At 57.2% G+C, this 20959-nt stretch carries 16 protein-coding genes and 1 tRNA gene; 9 read left to right on the forward strand and 8 right to left on the reverse strand.

The window, feature by feature from the left end; translation table 11 throughout:
- The first annotated feature begins 6 nt into the window (after positions 1-6).
- Genes mblB through WKV53_RS10570 form a run of 4 tightly spaced genes read left to right on the forward strand, consistent with a single transcriptional unit; the run spans position 7 to position 6015 of the window.
- A complete protein-coding gene (gene mblB, locus WKV53_RS10555) occupies positions 7-1191 on the forward strand; it encodes an anti-phage 6A-MBL system MBL-fold protein (RefSeq protein ID WP_341404546.1) in 1185 nt (394 codons plus the stop codon).
- The gene (gene cap2-3 / locus WKV53_RS10560; protein WP_341404547.1) at positions 1188-3485 is read left to right on the forward strand and encodes an anti-phage 6A-MBL system cap2_3 protein; all 2298 of its coding nucleotides are present in this window, start codon (positions 1188-1190) and stop codon (positions 3483-3485) included. The genes mblB and cap2-3 overlap by 4 nt, the downstream gene beginning before the upstream one ends.
- The gene (locus WKV53_RS10565) at positions 3482-4588 is read left to right on the forward strand and encodes a patatin-like phospholipase family protein (protein ID WP_341404548.1); all 1107 of its coding nucleotides are present in this window, start codon (positions 3482-3484) and stop codon (positions 4586-4588) included. The genes cap2-3 and WKV53_RS10565 overlap by 4 nt, the downstream gene beginning before the upstream one ends.
- Positions 4589-4641: 53 nt before the next feature.
- A complete protein-coding gene (locus tag WKV53_RS10570; RefSeq protein ID WP_341404549.1) occupies positions 4642-6015 on the forward strand; it encodes a ComEC/Rec2 family competence protein in 1374 nt (457 codons plus the stop codon).
- A gap of 531 nt (positions 6016-6546) precedes the next feature.
- On the opposite strand, the gene WKV53_RS10575 is transcribed toward WKV53_RS10570, so the two are convergent.
- Positions 6547-6622, reverse strand: a tRNA-Ala gene (locus tag WKV53_RS10575).
- 355 nt (positions 6623-6977) lie between these two features.
- Positions 6978-7427, reverse strand: a complete 450-nt coding sequence (locus WKV53_RS10580) for a hypothetical protein (RefSeq protein ID WP_341404550.1) — start codon at positions 7425-7427, stop codon at positions 6978-6980.
- 790 nt (positions 7428-8217) lie between these two features.
- Between WKV53_RS10580 and WKV53_RS10585 the strand changes: the two genes are divergently transcribed.
- Complete coding sequence (locus WKV53_RS10585) at positions 8218-9582, forward strand: SGNH/GDSL hydrolase family protein (protein WP_341404551.1); 1365 nt, start codon at positions 8218-8220, stop codon at positions 9580-9582.
- A gap of 275 nt (positions 9583-9857) precedes the next feature.
- On the opposite strand, the gene WKV53_RS10590 is transcribed toward WKV53_RS10585, so the two are convergent.
- From WKV53_RS10590 to WKV53_RS10600, 3 genes are all read right to left on the reverse strand, one after another.
- A complete protein-coding gene (locus tag WKV53_RS10590; protein ID WP_341404552.1) occupies positions 9858-10091 on the reverse strand; it encodes a hypothetical protein in 234 nt (77 codons plus the stop codon).
- A gap of 79 nt (positions 10092-10170) precedes the next feature.
- On the reverse strand, positions 10171-11385 hold the full coding sequence (locus WKV53_RS10595; protein ID WP_341404553.1) for a hypothetical protein: 1215 nt from the start codon (positions 11383-11385) through the stop codon (positions 10171-10173).
- A 79-nt stretch (positions 11386-11464) separates the two neighbouring features.
- Positions 11465-12898, reverse strand: coding sequence for a hypothetical protein (locus tag WKV53_RS10600; RefSeq protein WP_341404554.1), 1434 nt, complete (start codon positions 12896-12898; stop codon positions 11465-11467).
- Between the two features lie 170 nt (positions 12899-13068).
- On the opposite strand from WKV53_RS10600, the gene WKV53_RS10605 reads away from it, so the two are divergent.
- A complete protein-coding gene (locus tag WKV53_RS10605) occupies positions 13069-13587 on the forward strand; it encodes a hypothetical protein (RefSeq protein WP_341404555.1) in 519 nt (172 codons plus the stop codon).
- Positions 13588-13710: 123 nt separating this feature from the next.
- A complete protein-coding gene (locus WKV53_RS10610; RefSeq protein WP_341404556.1) occupies positions 13711-14109 on the forward strand; it encodes a hypothetical protein in 399 nt (132 codons plus the stop codon).
- An 89-nt stretch (positions 14110-14198) separates the two neighbouring features.
- Here the strand turns inward: WKV53_RS10610 and WKV53_RS10615 are convergent, their stop codons facing one another.
- Positions 14199-14657: a hypothetical protein gene (locus WKV53_RS10615; RefSeq protein ID WP_341404557.1), complete on the reverse strand. Its 459-nt coding sequence runs from the start codon at positions 14655-14657 to the stop codon at positions 14199-14201.
- Positions 14658-14875: 218 nt separating this feature from the next.
- Between WKV53_RS10615 and WKV53_RS10620 the strand changes: the two genes are divergently transcribed.
- Together WKV53_RS10620 and WKV53_RS10625 are read left to right on the forward strand one after the other, a co-directional pair.
- Complete coding sequence (locus WKV53_RS10620; protein ID WP_341404558.1) at positions 14876-15532, forward strand: hypothetical protein; 657 nt, start codon at positions 14876-14878, stop codon at positions 15530-15532.
- Between the two features lie 97 nt (positions 15533-15629).
- Positions 15630-16751, forward strand: a complete 1122-nt coding sequence (locus WKV53_RS10625) for a serine hydrolase domain-containing protein (RefSeq protein ID WP_341404559.1) — start codon at positions 15630-15632, stop codon at positions 16749-16751.
- Positions 16752-17012: 261 nt separating this feature from the next.
- Here WKV53_RS10625 and WKV53_RS10630 read toward each other — a convergent pair whose 3' ends face one another.
- On the reverse strand, positions 17013-17774 hold the full coding sequence (locus WKV53_RS10630; protein WP_341404560.1) for a hypothetical protein: 762 nt from the start codon (positions 17772-17774) through the stop codon (positions 17013-17015).
- Positions 17775-18249: 475 nt separating this feature from the next.
- The gene (locus tag WKV53_RS10635) at positions 18250-20910 is read right to left on the reverse strand and encodes a hypothetical protein (protein ID WP_341404561.1); all 2661 of its coding nucleotides are present in this window, start codon (positions 20908-20910) and stop codon (positions 18250-18252) included.
- Between the last annotated feature and the right edge of the window lie 49 nt (positions 20911-20959).

Genomic DNA, 20959 nt, shown 5'->3' on the forward strand with positions numbered 1-20959 from the left:
ATTATTATGAGCGAACAGTTCAAGTTACCCACGCGCGGTTTTGTATTTTGGCCGGTCTGCACTGGCGACAGCACTACCATCGTCATCAAGCCAGGCGTGGTGATGCAACTCGACCTTCACCACTTGGCAAAGGCGGATGGGTCCGATGATCCTGCGTGGGCGGTCGTCGACGAATTGGTTAGACTCTTGCCCAAGAAAAACGGCAGACCCTATTTGTCGCTCTTTGCGCTCACCCACCCGGACAAGGACCACATCCTCGGATTCCAAGAGCTTCTGAAGCAGGTCACGATTGGCGAAATTTGGCACACACCCCGGATCATTCGCGACTGGGTGGATGACAATGACCTCTGCGACGACGCTGAAGCGTTCTATCAAGAAGTGCATCGCCGGCGAAAGGCGGTCATCGCCAATCCCACCGATGTAAAAGCGGGCGATCGTGTGCGCATTATCGGGCATGACGATATTCTGAACGAGGATAGGTATAAAGCGTTCCCAACCGAACGGACGTCGCATCCGGGTACTTCAATCACTATTGTGGACGAAGTGGACTTGGCCGACTGCTTCAACGCTTTCGTACACGCGCCCTTCAAGGTAGACGCGGAAGATACCCGCAATAACACCAGCCTCTCCCTACACGTGCGTCTCAGCGACGGCGATGGCCAGGGCGAAGCGTTATTCTTCGGGGACCGCGAGTATCCGACGCTGAAGCAGATTTTCGAGGCGACTGAAGCGCATGAAGAATATGGTAACACCCAGTATCTCATGTGGGACGTGATGATTGCCCCTCACCACTGCTCGAAGAAGGCAATGTTCTGGCAGGAGGACGGTGAGGATGAGGAGAAATTCAAGCACGACATCATGGACTTCTTCGAAAAATACCGGAAGGATGATGCTTATATTATCGCTAGCGCGGATGCCGATTTCACCGACGTGGTAGGCCACAATCCTCCGCATGGGAAAGCCCGCAAGAAATACGAGGCGATCGTCGATGCCGGGCATTTCATTTGCACGCACGAACACCCCGACGAAGACAATCCGAAACCGGTGGTATTCGAAGTGACCGCCGAAGGGCTCAGCAAACGGGGACTTGCCGCCGTAACCGGTCTCGCCTCCGTTGTATCGGCGGTTGCGAGCAGCCGCGGCACCATGGCACCTCCGACTCAGCAAGTAGGCTTCGGGCGGGTATCATGACGGATGGGCAGCAGCGCGCTCTTTGGCAGCTCAAGCTTATCGCACAGAAGCAGCCGGGAGTTTTCGATATCGAGACGGTGCATCCGCCTGCGAACGAAGATTCGCGACTACGCGTGGTGGTGAGCCTCCGTGTTGGAAAACTGGCAACTGCTCCCAGCGGAGTACGATTGCGAGCACGGGAGGAATTCCGGCTCTACATCTCGCCGGACTTCCCGTTCACCAAGCCCGACGTTTACGTCGACCACTTGCGCTTTGCCGGGATGCCACACGTGCAATGGGCCAAGTACCTGTGCCTTTATCAAAGCTCGACCGAGTGGAACGCTTCCGATGGCATGTTTGGACTGCTTCAGCGTTTGTGTGATTGGTTGTCGAAGGCGGCGGCGAATGAACTCGATCCCGATGGCCAACCGCTGCACCCGCCTGCGGTCTATGTGGACTATGCCAAAGGCAAGCTTGTCGTGCCTCACGCCGATACGCCGAGCTTTAGCGAAACCTGCTGGCTCGGGGTGGCAGAGCTGCGGGAGTATCCCAATCGTTTGGAAATTGTCGGCTGGCATACGCCGAAGGCGATGCCAGCGGAGGGCAAGTTCGCGCTGGCGTTGTTGTTTAAGTCGGAGTGGCCATGGGAATATCCAGACAAAGGTGACGCACTTTTCCGCGAGTTCGAAAAACAGGGCGTGCCCTCCGATCTTCTACTGCGGCTTCTCGCGGTCTTGGCCTCCGACGGAATGCCGGACTCTCCCCTGTTCTTAATAGTCGGCACCCCAATGCGTGGGATAGCGGGGGGTGCTCGCAAGCAGCACCTAGCCGTTTGGTCTCTGAATTCAACGGTGAAGAAGGGGCTGGCGCTGACGTTGCCGAAGGTGCAAGACACTCTGGAGCAGACCTCCATACGCGCCGAGGTGCGCCAACTGGTCGATGACCACCTACGAGCCGCTGATCTGACGTGGTGCCAGATCATGGAAGCGCGGGCTGAAGTGACTGTTCGCCGCGACACCGATTCATCGCTCGCTCGCCTGCGCGGACGGGCGATCGCGATTTGGGGCTGCGGAGCCTTAGGTGCTCCAATCGCGCTTGCGCTATGCCGCGCCGGGGTGAGCCGCTTGGTGCTAGCAGACTATGGCCAAGTTTCCCCAGGTCTTCTCGTGAGGCAGCCTTATCGAGCTGACGATGTGGGGAGCTTCAAAGTGGATGCGCTTGAAGCCCAACTGAAGTCAATCCGGTCGGATCTCGTCGTAGAGAAGCACTGCTCAAATGTGAACCGTCTGCTGGCGGCGGGTGCTGACTGGTCCTCGGGGTGCGATCTAATAGTTGACGCCACGGCCTCCGAAGTTGTGCGCAAGCGAACCGAGCAGGCTTGGAACCGAAATCGTTCCGTGCGAGTTCCTCTTGCCTCGCTGGTGGTGGACGCTACTTCCTCTCGTCTGCTAGTTACATTCACTGGCGCTGACGCGTCGGGGGCGAGCTGGGATGTTTTTCGCAAAACGAAGATCGAGCTGTTACGTCGCGGGCGGAAGGATTTTGCCGATGCATTTTTCCCCGAAACGTCTTCGGCGAAAATGTTTCAGCCCGAACCTGGATGCTCTGAACCCACCTTTCAAGGATCCGCGGCCGATGCCGCTGCGATGGCAGCAATTGGGCTGAATCTTATCGCCCAATGGCTGAACGAGTCGAAACCGTCGACTCAGCACTCTACATTGTTCGCCGCGCCGCGGACGGGTGGGTCGATTAAACCGTCTCCGTTTTTCGAGTTTCTGCCGGATGTGGTAATCTCGGCTGGCCATCACGAACTGAGGGTGGCCCCCGGCGTGTTGAAGGAAATCCGCGGATGGATTGAACAAAATCGGCGACTGCGCTCGCGCACCGTTGAGACGGGCGGTCTGCTGTGGGGTGAGTGGGATGACGCCTCGCAAGTCGTGTGGATCTCGGATGCATCCGGCCCTCCCGAAGACAGCCAACATTCACCCGAACTCTTCGTTTGCGGGCAAGAGGGAACCACCGCCGAAAACACGGCCCGCCAAAAGCACACTCGGGGAGCAGTCCAGTATCTCGGGATGTGGCATACGCATCCAGTTTCCCGCCCGATGCCCAGTGAGATAGACTATGAAGGCATGGCACAGATCCTCTCTACCGGACCGACGTCGCCGACCAAGAACTTGCTTTTGATCTTGGGGCGGACGCTCACTCAGGACGTGCTCGGAGCTTTCGTTTTCGTTCGTGAGCTGAATCAAGGCACCCTTCAGACCTTGAGCTGCATGGGGAACCATTTTCCACTGAAGGAGCGAATCCTATGATCGGCTTGGCGCTTTCTGGCGGCGGTTCCCGCGCAATGGCCTTCCATCTCGGTTGCCTCCGCGCCCTAAACGACCTTGGTGTGCTGGAGAAGATAGGCGCTCTATCCACGATCTCTGGCGGCTCGGTCATCGGAGCCTACTACGCTTACTCGCCCAACAAGTCATTTGCCGAGTTCGAGACCGACATTCGGGGATTTTTGCGGATCGGGTTTCACCGGAAGATTTTGCTCGAGTCGCTGAAGCCGCACAATCTGGTGCCTGGACTGGCGGCGTTTTTTCTATCGCACGCGCAGGATTGCGCGAAGCTATTTGGTCGCCGCGAACCTCCCATTAGGCGGTTCCGCTCGCGGACCGACGCGTTTGAACGGGTGTTGCACCGCGAGTTGTTTCCTTCGCTAGACTTAGGGGCACCGCGGCGAGGCGATCTTCCCATCGTAATCGGCGCTTGCGAGTTGCGCTCCGGGACGGCTTTTCGCTTTGGGCATGAGCGCTCAGGCACTTGGCGGTTGGGCGAAATGGAAGGCAACTCGGTGGACGTTTCCTTCGCCGTGGCTGCATCGGCGGCATATCCCATTATGCTCCCTGCGTTCGACCGAACGTTTCGTTTCAATAAGGGTGGCCAAGTTCAGGCGCGGCGAGTCTCTCTTACTGACGGCGGAGTTTACGACAACCTCGGGCTACAAGTATTGGAACCGGGACGCGACCCCGGCGTAAGCCTGCACACATTTCCTTGTGAATACATCATTGCGTGCAATGCTGGCCAAGGCCAAGAGGCCGGACATAGCGTGCCGTTGGGTTTCGTTTCGCGGGTTTCACGGGCCTTCGGCGTTGTTCATCGTCGAGTGCAAGACAACGCCATGCATCACCTCTACGGGATGCGAGAAGCAGGCCTGATTCGAGGGTTTGCAATGCCATATCTCGGGCAACAAGATTCCGCGCTGCCATGGCGGCCCACCGGGCTTGTCTCCCGCGACAAGGTAATCAATTATCCCACCGATTTCGCACCAATGTCCGAAGCTTGGATCAATTTACTTTCAGGAAGAGGTGAACAGCTTACTCGTGCATTGATTCCAATGTATCTTCCCGAGTTGATGGGGCTTTAGGTAAATTTTCACTATGTCAGACCAATGACTGATGATACAAAATATGATCATTCATGAATATAGCAGCGTTTTCCTATCGATTTTTCCCCGTTGGCCAGGGATTATTCTCTTGCGGTTCGCTCTTTTCACCCGAGCCTCACCCCTCTCATGATTGGTTAAGACAAATTGACCGAAGGTGGCAGGGTGCATGGTCGTGGCAGGGCAACTGCCCATGGCACTGGCAAAGCGAAACATTTATTGACAGACACTATCCTTGGAAACGGAGTTTATTCTTCAATGGTGCGCGCTTTACACCGGGCTCAGAGAAGGAGCCTTGGCCGAGAACACGACTGAACTGGGTTTACGATTGTGGAACTAGCTCATCCCAGTCGCTAGTAAATGAAGGGATTCACGATCTGCAAAGATGGTGTTTTCGCGGCAGCCCAATCGACATTCTAACCATTTCGCATTTTGACCGTGATCATATCAGTGGCATCTGTCGACTGATCGAGTCGAAAAAAGTCCGCCTTTTGTTACTGCCATACATACCGCTGGCAAAACGCATTCTCATTGCGTTCGAAGAAAAAATAACTCCAGGGGACGAATTGATGGGCTTTTTCACTAACCCCGTAGATTATCTTGCGGATCGAGGTGGCCCTGGAATTGAAGAAATTCTTTTTATTCCTCCGAGTCCGCCTAATGGTCCCGATTTTCCAGACGACGAGGCAGGAAGCTTTGAGGGCGATGGCCCTCTTCCGCTCAGATTTGAACGGCAACCTCCACCAGATTCAGAAGAGTCCGAGCAACATGGGAATCAACGGCGACCTTACCCAAAAGTGAGCCATCTTAAGGAAGGAGGAGGGGTGCGTGTTCCCGGTATTTGGGAGTTTGTACCTTACAATTATCAACTGAAACATGACCTTGAGGAAGAATTCTACAAAGAAGTCCTTTCGGAGAGATCGATACTTCTTTCTACCTGCAAAAAACATGAAAAGGAAGCCGCTTTAGGCAGACTAAAGAAGGTTTATGAAGAAAAATTTCGCAGTTCCCGGAAACGCAACGAAATTTCCATTTTCCTATATTCTGGCCCTGTTTATTCGCGTTGGAAAACGGAATTCATGCCACCCTATTTGATCAGCGATAGGGGTAGTATTCTATACTCTGGAGACGGTTTTCTGGATTCAATCAACCGCGTAGACAGATTGACAAAATTCCTCCAGAAGAAGCGTATGGAAAAAACAGGAGTTTTCCAAGTTATGCACCATGGATCAAAACATAATTGGTTTCCCGGCCTAGCAAGTCAGATAGCTCCCGAATTTAGTGTTTTCAGTGCCGGAGGAATCACCCATCCTCATCGTGAAGTTACTGATGATTTCAAACTGCATTGGCCGATCCATGTGCGAAAAGGAAGGTCTGCAACATTCGGGGGCTTATTGACTGCTAGGTGATCCTAGGTGGATGAATGGGTTCAGCCCTCGCAAATCATATTTCCCGTTTATCCGGCGTTAAAATGCCTGTCCCTTTATAAAAGATTCCAAACGGATAAGTGACCGTCATCGTTTCGCTTGGCAAGAACGGTTCGCGTTCTAAGCCCATGCGCTATGCTTTATCACAATCGATCGAATGGCCGTATAAAGTCCAGCGGGAGCCGATCCCCTAGAAAGCAAATCGGCCTCCAAGGCGGAGGATATCAACAATATTTTTAATCCTCACAGCTTCCACCGATTATCCTCTGCTAATCGCAACGCTTCTGCTAAAATTTGATGTTGCCATCTTAATTCGTGTCTTCATGAATTTTCATATGGTCCACCATCTTATCGATGATTTCTTGCTCCTCCCAAGGATCGCAGCTAGCTCTTGAAAATGAGAAATATTCCTGTTTGCAATCTGGATGAAGGCACGTTGCGACTCTGATAAAATCTTGGAACTTAGAATCCCAACGACTAACGACTTCTACTCTTATTGGTTTGAACATAAGGAGCGCACCGAAGGAGTCGAACCTTCACCTTTTTCTCCTGCTAAGAGAAAATGCTCTGACCCCCAGAGCTTGGCCGCATTACCACGAATGGCACCCGAGATAATTACCCGAAATTGCGGATTTGTCAAGTAGTTTCTTCGATAATCTTCGGAGATTGATTATTTAATCACTTATCGATCCCTCTCGCTGCTTCGATCTCTTCAATGTAGTGTTCTATAAAGCTCGATTTAATTGCGAACCCGAGCATGCTTTGAACTGTTCCTTTTACAAAAAGCCCCTCCCACCGAATATTTCCTCTGCCAGATTGTGTAGGTGTGATAGAAAATATTCCGGCTCCACTGAAACCTTGGAAACTTTCCAAGTCTCCATTATTCAAGAATTCATATTCATCGACCCCAAGAAATCTGTCAAGCGTGCGGAGTCGAAGAGGAATTACGGTGCCAGCTTGAACCGCTTGTGCATCTCGTAATCTACATTATTAAGTTCATTGGGGTACCCAGCGACGAAATATTTGGTGTGATCTGTGCATCTTTGCGCGATATTCCACGATAAATCAAAATAGCTATCTTGGCTGACTTCTTCTATATTAAAATCTCTTGAAACGGTGGATAATATCACGTCGACATGATCCGTGTCTTCTTCTCCTGTTTCAATTGTTGATATATTTTCAATCGGTAAAAATTGATGAGAGCCCGATTCGTATGGAAACATCATTTGATGGGGTTTATAGCCGTTCAGAATGGATGCATGCGCCGATGTCAAAGCGTATAGCCGGGATCGTTTACTGATGATGACAGCGGACCCACGGCTATTATATTTCCAATTTGGATCCTCGTTATTGTACCACACGGGTCTGGTAAATCCGAGAAACAATTTTTCCATGAGATGAGGGTCGGAAGGCATGATTTAAGTAAACCGCTTCTAATGACGCGCTTTTGTCAACGCTTGCTTTATTAGGAAAAGTCGGTGGGCTCAGTCCTTGAATTTTGAATTCTCTGCGGGCCCTCCATACCCTGCTCCCTGCCCGAGCCTCCGCAACCATCGCGCGGCCGCTGCTGACTTCCCCCGAGGGGGCCAGTCGGCATTCTTCCCACAGCGATGGGATCACGCTGGAATAGGGACATGTCGAACGATTCTCCCCTCAATCCCATCAAGCGCAGCGCATACTTCCGGGCAACCCGCCCAGCCACTGGCCTCTCACTGGAAGGCGCACCTTTTCTTCTTTTCTTGTCTCCTATACTTACGAGAAAAGAAGAATTCAAACGGGTGTTGGACCACGCCATTCGACGACCTCACTTTCGACAAGCTCAGCCCGTCGAACTCCACTACTCCGCTCTCCTAGGCTTACCGGAGGAGCGGAGTTCAGCTCAGGGTCCTGACCCTTGGAAAAGCATCCTGAATCCTTCCGCTTTTCCGCTCTCCTATCCATACCGGAAAAGCGGATGGGTTGAATTCGCCCCGCCAATCGCATCCAGACAGCAGTCCAGTAAGTCCAGTCTTATAGGCATTCTGGAATACTGGACTCGCGATCAGCCTGCAGCCCTTTGGAAAGCATCCCGGAATCACTCCACTAATTCCCGTATAGAGGCATTCGGGAATAGTGAAGTGGAGTGCGCCTCGCCAGCCGCGCGCTCGCAAGGTTCCGCGGCTCTGAACCGTTGAAGGCATTCCCATGACCCATCCCTTGAAAGCCTGGACCGTCGCCCTTTCCCTCTCGCTGGCTGGCATCGCCGCCGCGGAGGAACCCGCCTACGTGCCGCGCGCGCCCTTGGCCAAGCTGGATCTCCACGATGGCGACACCATCGTCTTCCTCGGCGACAGCATCACCCACCAGTGCCTCTACACCCAATACGTCGAGGACTACTTCTACACCCGCTTCCCGAAGATGAGGCTGCGGCTGCACAATGCCGGCGTGGGCGGCTCCCGTGCCTGGGACGCCCTCCTGCGCTTCGATCAGGACGTCGCCGCCTACAAGCCGAAATACGTCACCGTCTTGCTGGGGATGAACGACGGCAAATATGCCGAGTACCTGGATGACGTCTTCACCAGCTACAGCACCGAGATGAACCGGCTGCTGGAAAAGATCGACGCCTGCGGCGCCACCGCAGTCCTGATGACGCCCACGATGTTCGACGCCCGCGCCAAGCGCATGCAGCAGCCCGGTGGCTTCATGGGGCCGAAGGCAGTCACCTTCTACAACTCCACCCTCGCCTACTACGGCGCATGGTTGCGGGACACCGCCAGCGAGCGGGGACTGGGATTCGTCGACATGTGGGGACCCTTGAATCAGACCACCCTTCACGAGCGCCGGAAGGATCCCGCATTCACCCTGATCAAGGATTCGGTCCACCCGGGCGCGCCCGGCCACGTGATCATGGCCGCCGCAATGATCGAGGACCTGAACCTCCCTCAAATCGTCTCGGAGATGAAGTTCACCCTTCAGGACAAGAAATGGACCTCCACCGCCGAGTCCGCGGAAATCACCAGCTTGGACGGAACGGCAGACGGGCTCTCCTTCACCTCCCTGGAAAACGCCCTGCCCTGGGTCCTGCCGGAAGACGCCCAACCCGGCGTCCGCCTCACCGATCTCGGCCAGAAGTTCAGCCGGCAAACCTTGACCGTATCCGGCCTCCCTACCGGCACCTACACCGTGTCCATCGACGGCGCCGAAGTCACCCGCGCCACCGGCGAAGAGCTCCAAGCCGGCTTACCGCTACAAGCCCTGACGAAAGCCCCGCAGTATCAACAAGCCGCCCAAGTCGCCGAACTCAACAAGCGCCGCAACGAAGGACCGGTAAAGAACCTCCGCAACGAGTGGGTCAATTTCCAGCAACTGAAGTTCCTCCAGTCCCAGGTCGAAAAAAATCCCGCCGATGAAGCCGAGAAACAGCGCCTCGCCGACGCCGAAAAGAAGATGCCCGGCATGGACGAGCGAGTGAAAGCCGCCGAAGCAGCCGCGCAGGCGATCGAAGACGACATCTTCAAGACCAACCAGCCCCGTCAGCACCGCTTCGAGATCCGGCCCGTCGCGAAGTGAACATCGTCATGCCCGTCTGCAAAGAGCATGGGGAAGCATTCCGATATTCCGATCTCCTAGGCATATCGGAATATCGGAATCCCACGGCCCATCAGCCCTCGGAAAAACATCCGGAATCACTTCACTAATTCCCGTATAGAGGCATTCGGGAATAGTGAAGTGCGCCTCGCCAGCCGGCTCACGCGCGGCGGTGGAACAAAACCAGCGAACCCAGACTAGGATGGGCTCAATCCTTGGGCTCGTTAGTGAGCGCGTAGCCGCCGACCACCAGAAACCTAACCTTCTTCTCGGCGAAGATGCGTAATCGATTTCTGAAGTCGAAGTTCGTCGGGGTCCATCCCTTTCACGCCGACCCAGTAATCGAGGACCAGATCCCAGGCGGCCTTGCGGCGTTCGGCGCCGGACACAGCCTGCCAATCGCGCACCTGCTGGCACCGTTGCTCCTCGAAGGACGCAAACTTCCGGACCACCCAATGGGAGCGGTCTTTCTCGGGAGCGGTCAGGTCCATGGAGGCAGCCTAGAAGAAAGCCCGGAGGGATGCAACCGGGGAGCCCGAGGTGCGACGCCACGGAGATGACAGGGCCGGATCACGGCTGGGCGGGCTCAACCTCCAGCCTGAAGAAGCCTGCTCCTTGGCCAGCGGGAGTGGCGGAGCGGACCGTGACGGTCTCAGTCTCGTCAGAATTCGGCTCGACGGTGGTGACTAGGCCACTGTCGCTCCAATTCGCGAGTGTGGTGCTGTGCTTGGGCAGATAGACCACGTCACCCGGTTTGCCACCGAGGCGGGGGCGGTTGAAGGAGAAGCAGGGGAACCGTTGTCCTTCCACTTCCATGACCGAGGGGCGGACGGGTGCGCCGGAGTCTGGGCCGAGCGGATCGCGGCCCAGGGCGTATTCCATGAAGTTGCTGAGACCATTGCCGTTCGAGTCGGCTTCCATCGACGCGGCATCGAGCTGGTAGAGACGGGCCCACTGCGAATAGGTCGTCGAGCTGGGCTGGGTGTAATTGAATCCGCTCTGGGAGCTGACGGTGGCGTCCGTCACGGGGATGCCGCCCGGCGCATGCACGTCGATGGGGAGGTGGATGTTTTGGAATCCATTCCAGCCCTTGCAACGCAGCTCCATCCGCACATTGGAAGCCGTATCGAACGGAACGTATCCCGAAGCGTGGAGCGCCACGGTGAAGTCGAACGGCTGGCCGAAGCGGAAGATCACCGAGTGATTGCGCGCCTGGTTGCGGAAATTCCCGCCCGTCGTCTCCATGTAGGCGCCGGGGAAAACCGTGATCGTCTCGCCATACGATTCGCCTACATTGGGATCGGCCACATTGTCCGCGCCATCGACATGCGCCGCCCAGCGATAGCCGATCGAGGCATTGTATTCACGTCCGTAAGTCGGCAAAGACCCGGTGCTCAACTGCCCGTCAAAATACAGCGTGAACTCCGCCCGCCCTTGCGTTCCAACCGGCACCGACGGCGAGGAAATCGTGATCTGCTCGAACCAGTAGGCCGATCCTCCCACGTAGCCATTCTGGAAGCGCCCAGTGTTCGGACCGGTCGCGCTGCCACCCACGGCAAGCGAGTGCAAACTCGCGGTCCCGTAGGATTTCCACCCGTTGCCCGCCGCCGACTGCGTGGCCGCACCTCCGGCGACCTTGGTGTAGTTGGAGAAATTGTTCACTCCATCCGGCCAGCTGAAGACCCTGGCTAGGGCACCAAGCTCACCGCCAGCCGCAAAGGCCGGTAGCAACAAGCAGAAGGCGAAGACGAGCCGACGGGCGGAAGAAGAGGAGGGATTTTTCATGGGAGGGGTGATCAGACACTCCTTCCATCGCCATTCTCCCGGCCGCGTGACGCGTGGCTGCGGGTTTTCTCCCGAGGGATCAGGGCACCGGGACTTCCTCCAAGCGAACGAAGTAACGTGGCCCCAAGCCGGTCGTATCAATCTCGACCTGATAGAGGTGCGGCTCGATAGGATCCGGGGTGAAGGTCGTCCGGGAGGTCAGGTCATCCGCCAACACAGCGGGATTCACGCCGCCGACCGCCTTCCACGTGCTCGTGCCCGCAGGAGCGGCGAAGGAAAGGGTGAAGCGGTCGCCGCTGCGGTAGCTGCTCAGGATGGTAGGAGACGACGGAACGGGCGTGAGATTGTGGATGGCCGCGACGTCGGCAAAGCTATCGATGGGATCGAAGCGGAGATCATAGAAGTTCTGGGCGTTCTGGATCGTTCCGAGCTGCTGAAGCGAGCCGTCCGCGAGTGCGCTAGGCTTGGCGATCAGCGTGAGGACCGCGAAGGGATGTTTCCCGCCGGCAGTGAAATCGTTCGGGGTCTGGAGGATATCGCCCACCTTGAAGGTCGCCGCGGCAGTCGGATCGGTGGCCAGGGTCGTGGCAGGCTGGACCAGGTCGTTCAGGTTGATTTTGAGCTCTTGGATGGTGGAGAGGGCGCCGTCCACGCTGTTGCTGCGCAAGAGGTCGATCTGGAAATCGGAAGCCGCGGCGTCGGTGACCACGCGCAGGGCGCGGGACTCCACCGAGACGTTTTCCGTCAGGAGAGGCGAGACCCAGCCCGTTCCAGTGCCGGTATTCGTCTGGGACAGGTGATCAACTTGGAAGCCGGCGCGGGTGTTCCACCCGGGCGCGCAGAAAAAGCCCATGTCACCGAAACCGGGCACAGCGGCACGCGGATCCTTCCAAGTGAAGACTTTGGCGTCGTTCCAATCGTAAAAGGCATACGGGACAAATCCTCCGGCGGTCTCCACCGCCCAGTTCCACTGGCTTTCCACCCACGGAGCGAAAGTGCGGGAGCTACCCGCAGCCAGCGTGAGCCGACGCTCGGGAGTGCTCGAAGTATTCAAGCCGCCCAACTGGACGATAAACGATTTCCGCGCGCTCGTGCTGTATTGGCTCGCGATCTGGAAACGGGCGAGACCGTGGAACTCACCGGCGCTGAACCCAGGCCGGAGGTAGGAACTGCCCCGCTTGAACCGGAAGCCGACCGGCGGATCCCAGATCCGGACGCGGGGCGCATCCTCACCGGTCAGATCCATAGCACCACCACCCGGATTGGAAACCGTGACCAGCGGTTCATAAACGAGGTGGGGCACCGCATATCGCGTATGTCCCGAAGGTCCGCCGAATTGATTGATGCGGCTCTCAAGGAAGTGGTGGTGGGCCACCATCGAAAAAACGATCTGCACCTTGGAAACCACGGGAGCCTGATAGCCCTCCGGAGGAACCACCGTGCCAGCAGTAAGGGTGAGCGGCAGCCCCATGCCGAAGATGAGCGATCGGACACACAAGCGGGAAAACATCATATGTCGGACTGCATCGGACGCGGCAACGAGTCAAGTGGAACGCGGTCAGACAGGTCGGTACCCGATGCCTCCGCAACGTGTCACACTTCCGCCACCGGAAGGAATGGTGAAGCGGCCATCGCTTCGTTTCGCTTGGCAAGCATCGCTCCCCTGTTCTAAGCCCACACGCGATGCGTTCTCACCAACCGATCTGGAAGCGATTGGCCAAGGCCGGAGCCCTGATCTTGATCGGAGGCTTGTCTTCCTGCGCCTCGACCAGTCCCCAGCCCGAGATAGCAGCGGGACAACGCCGCTGTGTGATCTACCATCCCTATTACTACAACAGCGACAAGCTCGTGGGCAGGGAGTCGGAGATCCGCAATGCGCTGACCGTCCAAGTCAGCGGCGGAGAGAAATACACGCTTCGCCCTTACCGTTCGCTCCAGGTGCCAATCCCGAAGAGTGGTGCGCTGGTCGAGGTCTTGGACGACCCGCTGGCAACCTTTGGAGCCCCGAGGAAATCCGAAAGTGCGAGAATCCCCGCAGGTGGCGACACTGCCTACGTGAGAATCTCGCGCAGCCAAGGATTCGGCGGCGTCACCATGACCCCCACGATGAGTATACCGGTGGCGGTACCAGCCTATATCGCGGACCGCGCCAAGCTGGTGTCGCCCGAGGTCGCGAAGAAGGAACTCGCGGAGTTTGAGTGACCGACTCCACTTGGGTCCGGCAGTCACTCCTCGACCAATCCCTATTTGTCCGCCGTTCCCGATGGCTGAGCAGCCATCGTTTCGCTTGGCAAGGATCGCTCTCCCGTTCTAAGCCCGCTCGCGATGCTTTCTCACGAACCGATCGAATGGCCGGATGAAGTCGAGGTGCTGGTCGATCGTCTGGAAAGCGAATCGGCCAAGCGCGCTCTCACCCGCGAGGAGCGGGCGTTCATGGATGTCTATGAGACCGTTCCCGTGCTGGAGAGCGAGGAAGGCCTGCACGCCTTCTGGCAGAGCGGCGTGAATCACCAGCGGATCATCGGCTCCTTCGAGATCGTCGGCGCCACCACCCTCGTCGATCCCCTCAACGCCAGCCGCTGGTGCGAAACCCGCCCCGAAGACCGCAACGACTACAGCGAGACCGAAGAGGAATACCTCTCCACCATCGAAGAAGAACTTTTCGAGGGCATGGACGAGCTCGTCGACATAGTCCTCGCGTTCATTGAGGAGGAGTTGGGATAGGTCCCTCGTTCAAAACGTAGGCGCGGTGATGACACCGCGACCACCGTGCCAAGGCTGCTTCAGCGACGGTCCGGAGTGACGCTGGCCACTTACTTGCCCGTTCCTTCCGGCTTCGAAGCCGTGATCAGGGCACTGGTCGAGATCCGGTCCAATTCCTCCGCGCCTTTTCCCACCAGGGTGGTCGGGACGCCTTCACGGACCATGCCCTCTGGAAGTTGCGCGAGCCGGGTGGTAGCCGCCGTGCCGGACTTGCCGGTCGCGACCACGCCCGCAGGAAGACCCGTCGAAGATGCCGGAGCCTCAGTGCCTGCGGAGAAAGCTTTGCCCTCGGCGGGCCGCTGCTCACGGGCCAGGCTGCTGATGCCCATGCCCAGCTTGGAAGCCGCGCGCACCACGCGATTGGAGAGATCACCGACCTTCACGGCGATGGGACGGCTGTCGTTAGAGGTGACGATGGCGTACGTCGATCCTGCGGCCACGAGGGCAAGGCAGCCGGCGATCGACCACGCGACAAAACGGCGACCACGGGGGGAGTGGTTGTGATTCATTTGGGGGGATGGGGTGATGTCATCCGGGGGGAAGAATGACAGGACCATGAAACCGCAGATTCCTGCGGATGAGAATTACGTGATGCCGTGAGGCTCAATGCAGCGAGCCGGAGTGCTTTTGAACATTCCGCTTTTCCGATATGCTTAGGAGAGCGGAAAAGCGGAATTCGCCTGTCGTTTCCACTTCCTTCCCTCTTGAACCGCCGGAAGATCACGGCATGGGACTGGACACGTATTTCGAGCTGACCGGAGCGGATGGAGAGAGGCGGCCCGGTCTCTGGCGGAAGAACCATCATGCCATTCTCTGGCTCGCCTGCTTCCGGGTTTCTGACATCGTTTTCAAGACGGCAGATCATCGCAGCCACATTGGGACGGTGCGGTGTGACATCGGGACCGCCCGGACGCAGTTCGAGCACGGCCTGGCCTTGCTCCGCCAGACCTTTCCCGAGACGGATTTCGACATCGGGGAAAAGCCGCATCCGCACGGCGAGTCGAGGATTCCCGGCGTCGTTGCCTTCCGAGAACTGCTCGCCGGAATGCCGGCCGGCCATGCAGAACTGCCGACCGACATCATGTGGACAGATTTTACAGGGAGCCACTTCGACAAGTTCCTCACGCACGCGCTCCTGGGATTCTCGAATCCCGCCTGCAAGATGTTCTACGACGCGTCCGATGTGAAACTCGGGCTGTCCCTGCGCCCCGAAGTGACCGTTCCCGGAGTGATGACCTGGGGTGATGTCATCCGCGCCCTGACCATGGGCAACGTGGGGATCGTCCTGCGGCAACCGGGTGAGGATTCACGGGTCCATCCTCCCGCCTCTCTTTTCACCGAATACGAGTATGCCATCGAACGCTGGCCCCTGGCCGGGGTCTGAGAATCTCGGCCTTCGGACTTTCCAAGCCACCCGCGCTAGACCCGCCGATGAGGTCCCGTATTGAGGCGGCTCTATCAGCCGCCAACCTCGCCTCGTCATGATCTCCGTTTCCCTTCGCTCCGGCCTCCACGCCTCGCTGACCCTTCTCGCCGCTCCAATCCTCTCGGCCGCCCAGCCGCTGCCGCGCAGCACGCCGGAAGCCGAAGGGCTGCCGAGCGCCGCGGTTACCGATTTCGTGGGTGCTCTCGACAAGATCCCGACGCTCCACAGCGTGATGGTCCTGCGCCATGGCAAAGTCGTCGCCGAGGCCTGGTGGAAACCTGAAGCCGCTGACAAGGCGCACATTCTCAACTCGGTCAGCAAGAGCTTCACCTCCACCGCCGTAGGCCTCGCCATCGCCGAGGGCAAGCTCAGCCTCGACGACAAGGTCCTGAAGTTCTTCCCCGACCAAGCACCCGCCGAGCCCTCGGAAAACCTGAAGGCGATGACCGTGAAGAACCTGCTGACCATGAACAGCGGCCACGGTGTGGAGCCCAAGGCTGCGCCGGACAGCGGTGGCCCCAGCGTGAAGCAATTCCTCGCCGCGCCGGTCGACCACGAGCCGGGCACGCATTTCCAGTACAACACCATGGGCACCTACACGCTCTCCTCCATCGTCACCAAGGTGACCGGCGAGAAGGTCGTGGACTACCTCAAGCCGCGCCTCTTCGAACCGCTCGGCATCGAAGGCGCCCGCTGGGATGCCAGTCCCGAAGGCAACTCGCTCGGCGGCTACGGCCTCTTCCTCCGCACCGAGGACATCGCAAAGCTCGGCCAGCTCTACCTCCAGAAAGGCCAGTGGAACGGCAAGCAGATCCTCGCCGAGGATTGGGTCGCCCAAGCCACCGCCAAGCAGGTCCCGAATGATCCCGGCTCCCACGTCAAAATGGGCAACGATTGGCGTCAGGGCTACGGCTTCCAATTCTGGCGCTGCCAGCACAATGCCTACCGCGGCGATGGCGCCGGCGGCCAATTCATCGTCGTCATCCCCGAGCAAGACAGCGTGATCGCCATCACAGCCGGCGGTGCCGACATGCAAGCCGAGCTCGATTGCATCTGGGACAAGCTGCTTCCCGCCTTCCAAGACAAGTCCCTCCCCGAAGGTCCTGAGGCGCAGGCCAAGCTCAAGGAAGCCATCGCCAAGCTTGAGGTGAAGGAGAAGGAAAAGCCGAAGCAGTAGCCTTGGCGGCGTTCGAGCAGTCGATAGGCTTCGGGACCACTCTATTATTCCAGTATGCCTATATACTGGAATTAGTGGAGTGCTCCACTTCTTGCCACCGCAAGGTTCTCAAGGCATGGGCTCGCTCCCACTCTGGCAAAGCGATCCGCCCAGGACGGGTTCCTGTGTCGCTCTGCGACACCAGGCTCGCTCCACCCGATCCGCGGGCTGAAGCCCGCGGCTACTGTCCTTGACCGCTACGCGGTCGGCGCGGGTTTCCTATTACTTCGGACGTTGGCAGGCACAGGCGAAGCATCCACACGGGCACTTCTCGGTTTCACCGCGGTAGGCCTTACACTTGGCGAAATCGATGCAGTTCATGCTGTAATTGTTCCCTGGATCGTCCTCGACCGACCAGCCGCTCAGGTTGCGATGCTTCTGGTTGCCCGAACGCTGCGGCTGAGGCTCTCCCGCGGTCGTGTAATGGTTATTCCCTCCCGCCGCTCCGAACGGTCGGGCGGGTTTTCCCAAGAGGCCTTTCAATCCTTCGCCCGGAACCGCGGCCGGAGATTCGGGTGCTGGAACCAACGTCACCACCGCCGGCTTCTCCGCGTCTGTCACACCCACGGGACGAACCCTGATCGAATTCTTCACGATCGAGAACTCCACACCCGCTTGCCCGCCGAGATGACGGAGCGCTTCCCAAAACGGGATTCCTTTCAGGTCCAACGTCAGCTCGTAGCGTGGCTTGAAATCCGCTGGCAGTTGAAGGGCGAACGGCACCTTCACGGTATTCTCCGATGACGCCATCGCCTGCAGCTGGAGATAGTGCAGCGCATCCATGAAGTCCGCGTTCTGAAACTGGACCTCCGGCAGAATCTGCGCTTCCAGCTGCCGCTGGAGCGGGTGCTTGAAAGCAGGTGCCTCCTGGGCCGACGCGAGACCGCCCCGGAGCAACCACGCAGTCACCAGCCCGAACAGGAACGTAAGAGCCTTCCCTCTCAGGGCCTTCACTTGGAAGCAGAGTTGATCGAGATTTCTCATGGCGTGCAACGGCTTTGGAATGAGTTGCCGGTTCTTCATCCCGCTCGCGCAAGCCGGTCACAAACCGCGCGATCCTGATGATGGGGCCCACCGATGAGCAGGCTCCCGAATCCCCCCAGCCCTGCCACCCTAGCTCATGCACGCCGGAGATATGTCAAAAGATTGTCAAATCCGGCCGGGCACTCCGTCAAAATGCCCTGAGATGCCACTAGCCCGTCCCTCACAGCAACGGGCGAAGCGAGGACACTGCGGGGATCTCCGGGAACTACCGCTCCCCTCTGAATGGGCATCCGGGAGAATTCCGATAATCCCATATGCCTAAGAGATCGAAAATTTGGCGGGCTCAAAAGTCGCGAGGCTCAGCACGCCGACGGAACGAAGCCAGCATGTTAAAAGAGAACGGAGCGAGAGCCACGCCGGAAGGTTCCGACGGCAAGAATGCCTGTCGCTTTCTAATAAGCCGCCCATCCCACTTTTACGGCGAGACAGGGCACTGGAAAGTGAAGATGGATCCGTTGCCTCCCGGCCAAGGCTGGCAATTCGCCGAACCGCCGCTGATTTGGGCAATCCGCCACACAATCTCGAGACCGATACCCATGGTCCGGTCACCCTGCAATCGGGGGCGGCTAAGATCCTTTGGCGTTTTAGACTTGGGGATCGCCTCGCCCCGACCGGATACTTCAATCAGAAGACTGGAGTCCAACATCGAAATCTCGAGCACGATCGGCTCTTTCTCACACCCTTTCCGGGATGGATGGGATACCCAAAACCCGCTATCATTCATGTCCCCGGCTGCTTGAGCCGCATTGATCCAATAAATAGTCGCTATAGCGAAGACCCAACGGTTGTCGACCTTCGCGCTATCAACGCCCTTTTGCTTTTCCACCCGAAGCTCAAAGGGACACCCTCTCCAATCCCGGAGCCGTTTCCCAAGATCTTGAAGCCTTTGCACATTCAACGGCTTGTCAGGCTTCCAACACAGGTCCTTAGCTTCCTTCTCGATCTGTTCCAATTGCCATTCGTCCAAATTGACCAATTGAACCGCAGGAGTCAGAACCTCCAAATACCAGAGAATGAAGTCAAACTCCCCCAAGTAACCGTCGAAGACGGAACCCCTGGGGTTAGATCCCCTGAGTGCTTTCCCATTGGGATAAGGCTTTGCTGGCATCCCGTTGGCGATCTTGCCGGCCGCTCCTGGCAATCTCTTGAGCACATGGCGAAGTCTTAGGGCCAGCTCCGGGAATAGAACCCCCAGCGCACGCTCCATAAGCGCACGTCTGGCGGTCGAGTCCTCGATCTTACAAAAGCATCCTTGCACACCTGTCACATTTCCCTGCGGATCCAAGATCGGCTTTTTCCTGACCATGACACGCTGCTCGCGGCCATCTGCAAAGCGATGCCATTCTTCGGTTTCGGTGAAGTGTAGCCTTCTTTTCTCGGGATCGAGCTTCTCCGTTTCTGCGATCAGCAGTTCGTCGGCGTCCCGGTAGGCCTTAGCAAGCTCCTTGGAGTAAATGTCTGCATCGGTGACATTCCCACGATCTTTTCGATTCGGCTTTCCCGCATCTTCCCAGAAATGTTCGCTCGCCCAAGTGAATATTCCGTTGCGGTCCTTCTGAAAGAAATAGTGTCTTCGGAAATCCATGATGGCATCATAGATCATCGCGTTCTGCAGGATCATGGCATCCTCGCAAAAGCCGACCAGCCCAAGTGGAGACCCGTTCCTGTCCTTGAGCTGGACCTTTCTGGTCCGAACCTTGGGGTAGTCTCCAACAAGATCGCCCGGACCCAAGACAAAGTCAGGCTCGATCTCGCGATCCAAGGTCTCCTTATTTTCGATTACCCTCTTGTCAGCTTTATTGAAGATATCCGCCACTTCCGGGGCAATCCCCAAGTCTTTGTCTGACCTTCCTTGAATACAGTTTTTTTCCTTATCCGGCACGCGTTCGCAAACCAGATCCGCATTTTGAGGAAACTTCTTTAACTTCTCCAGCATTTGCTGGTTCACATACTCATAGGTGAAATCTTGATTCTTAACGAACACGTCGAACGGCAAGGCTTCAGCCAAGCCGCGAAACATCGTTTCATTTTTCACTGCCACCACATGCCGGGCCTCGCTGGATTTGCGGGTGGAGATCAAAACCACACACAAAAAAGCCAAAAAGCCCCAAATGAAGACCTTAGGAAGGACATTCAGAACTAACGTGTTCAACCATGGATAAGATTGCGGATAATCAACTCCGGAAACCAAAGGAATGAGGGGACTAGTGCAAATGCTTCCGACGATAAGCCAGCGTCCGATCAAACCGAGCAAGATCAGGGAAAACAGGAGGATGACATCCCGGATTTTCGGCAGCTGCCAAGCTGACGCTGCCGCGACGAAGTATCCCAGATGAGCGTCGCTAACAATCTCGGCAGGCCAGAGTCCCGCAAAAAACATAATAACCACGTCAAGCAGTGCGACCCCAAACAATATTTCGCGACCCGACAGCCGTTTCTTTTCCATTTGGTCCGGGGTTAGTGCGGGATCGAGTGAGTCAATGATTCTGGCAGCTTCAAATGACTTCAGGCTTACCATGAACGCCAGCAGCGTGCATATGAAGGCTTGGAGAGAGAAGATCGCCACATTCCACGTGGTGGCTTTCCAGAGCACTCCATCGCTTGCGAGAACTTGCTGATTGGAAAAAAGCCTCAACGAGTGGGTTGAAAAAAAGCCGATCAAAACCCCAAACCGGATGAACAAGGTAAACCTGACGGTAGTTCGACCCGGTTTTTCAAGGAGCTGATTCGAAAACTCCGTTGAACGCGCCGTGACGATCTCTTGCACCGCCTTTGGAACCCATTTGCCTTCCCGTATCCATTCAATCAGGGTCTTCCAATGCTTCACCGTGCCCACGGCCGCACCAATCGCCACGATTCCGCTTATCACCCAGCCCAAGGATTCCTTTACGACCTCCCACGGAGCGACCGCCAGCATCAAACTCACCACTGCCACCAAGGGAGGGCAGCGGAAAACGCCAGCTTCGCGCTGCAGAAGCCTTGCTACTTGTTCTGACGGACAACTAGGAGAGAGTTGCTTTTCATCGTAGTGCCTGTTGTGCGATGGCCATCTACAGGTGGGGGTATCCGTTTTCATGGGTTGGTTTTAGAGGGGCACTGCGAAGAGGGAACTCAACCGGCTCGCC

The sequence above is a fragment of the Luteolibacter sp. Y139 genome (assembly GCF_038066715.1).
GTDB classification, from domain to species: Bacteria; Verrucomicrobiota; Verrucomicrobiia; order Verrucomicrobiales; family Akkermansiaceae; genus Haloferula; species Haloferula soli.

What these genes read in the sequence shown, in the direction of transcription:
- WKV53_RS10625 (WP_341404559.1), top strand. Translation starts at nt 15,630, where the DNA reads ATGATCTCCGTTTCCCTTCGCTCCGGCCTCCACGCCTCGCTGACCCTT.
- WKV53_RS10570 (WP_341404549.1), top strand. Translation starts at nt 4,642, where the DNA reads ATGAATATAGCAGCGTTTTCCTATCGATTTTTCCCCGTTGGCCAGGGA.
- WKV53_RS10635 (WP_341404561.1), bottom strand. Translation starts at nt 20,910, where the DNA reads ATGAAAACGGATACCCCCACCTGTAGATGGCCATCGCACAACAGGCAC.
- WKV53_RS10565 (WP_341404548.1), top strand. Translation starts at nt 3,482, where the DNA reads ATGATCGGCTTGGCGCTTTCTGGCGGCGGTTCCCGCGCAATGGCCTTC.
- WKV53_RS10580 (WP_341404550.1), bottom strand. Translation starts at nt 7,427, where the DNA reads ATGGAAAAATTGTTTCTCGGATTTACCAGACCCGTGTGGTACAATAAC.
- WKV53_RS10605 (WP_341404555.1), top strand. Translation starts at nt 13,069, where the DNA reads ATGCGTTCTCACCAACCGATCTGGAAGCGATTGGCCAAGGCCGGAGCC.
- WKV53_RS10615 (WP_341404557.1), bottom strand. Translation starts at nt 14,657, where the DNA reads ATGAATCACAACCACTCCCCCCGTGGTCGCCGTTTTGTCGCGTGGTCG.
- WKV53_RS10600 (WP_341404554.1), bottom strand. Translation starts at nt 12,898, where the DNA reads ATGATGTTTTCCCGCTTGTGTGTCCGATCGCTCATCTTCGGCATGGGG.
- WKV53_RS10585 (WP_341404551.1), top strand. Translation starts at nt 8,218, where the DNA reads ATGACCCATCCCTTGAAAGCCTGGACCGTCGCCCTTTCCCTCTCGCTG.
- WKV53_RS10630 (WP_341404560.1), bottom strand. Translation starts at nt 17,774, where the DNA reads ATGAGAAATCTCGATCAACTCTGCTTCCAAGTGAAGGCCCTGAGAGGG.
- WKV53_RS10590 (WP_341404552.1), bottom strand. Translation starts at nt 10,091, where the DNA reads ATGGACCTGACCGCTCCCGAGAAAGACCGCTCCCATTGGGTGGTCCGG.
- WKV53_RS10610 (WP_341404556.1), top strand. Translation starts at nt 13,711, where the DNA reads ATGCTTTCTCACGAACCGATCGAATGGCCGGATGAAGTCGAGGTGCTG.
- cap2-3 (WP_341404547.1), top strand. Translation starts at nt 1,188, where the DNA reads ATGACGGATGGGCAGCAGCGCGCTCTTTGGCAGCTCAAGCTTATCGCA.
- WKV53_RS10620 (WP_341404558.1), top strand. Translation starts at nt 14,876, where the DNA reads ATGGGACTGGACACGTATTTCGAGCTGACCGGAGCGGATGGAGAGAGG.
- WKV53_RS10595 (WP_341404553.1), bottom strand. Translation starts at nt 11,385, where the DNA reads ATGAAAAATCCCTCCTCTTCTTCCGCCCGTCGGCTCGTCTTCGCCTTC.
- mblB (WP_341404546.1), top strand. Translation starts at nt 7, where the DNA reads ATGAGCGAACAGTTCAAGTTACCCACGCGCGGTTTTGTATTTTGGCCG.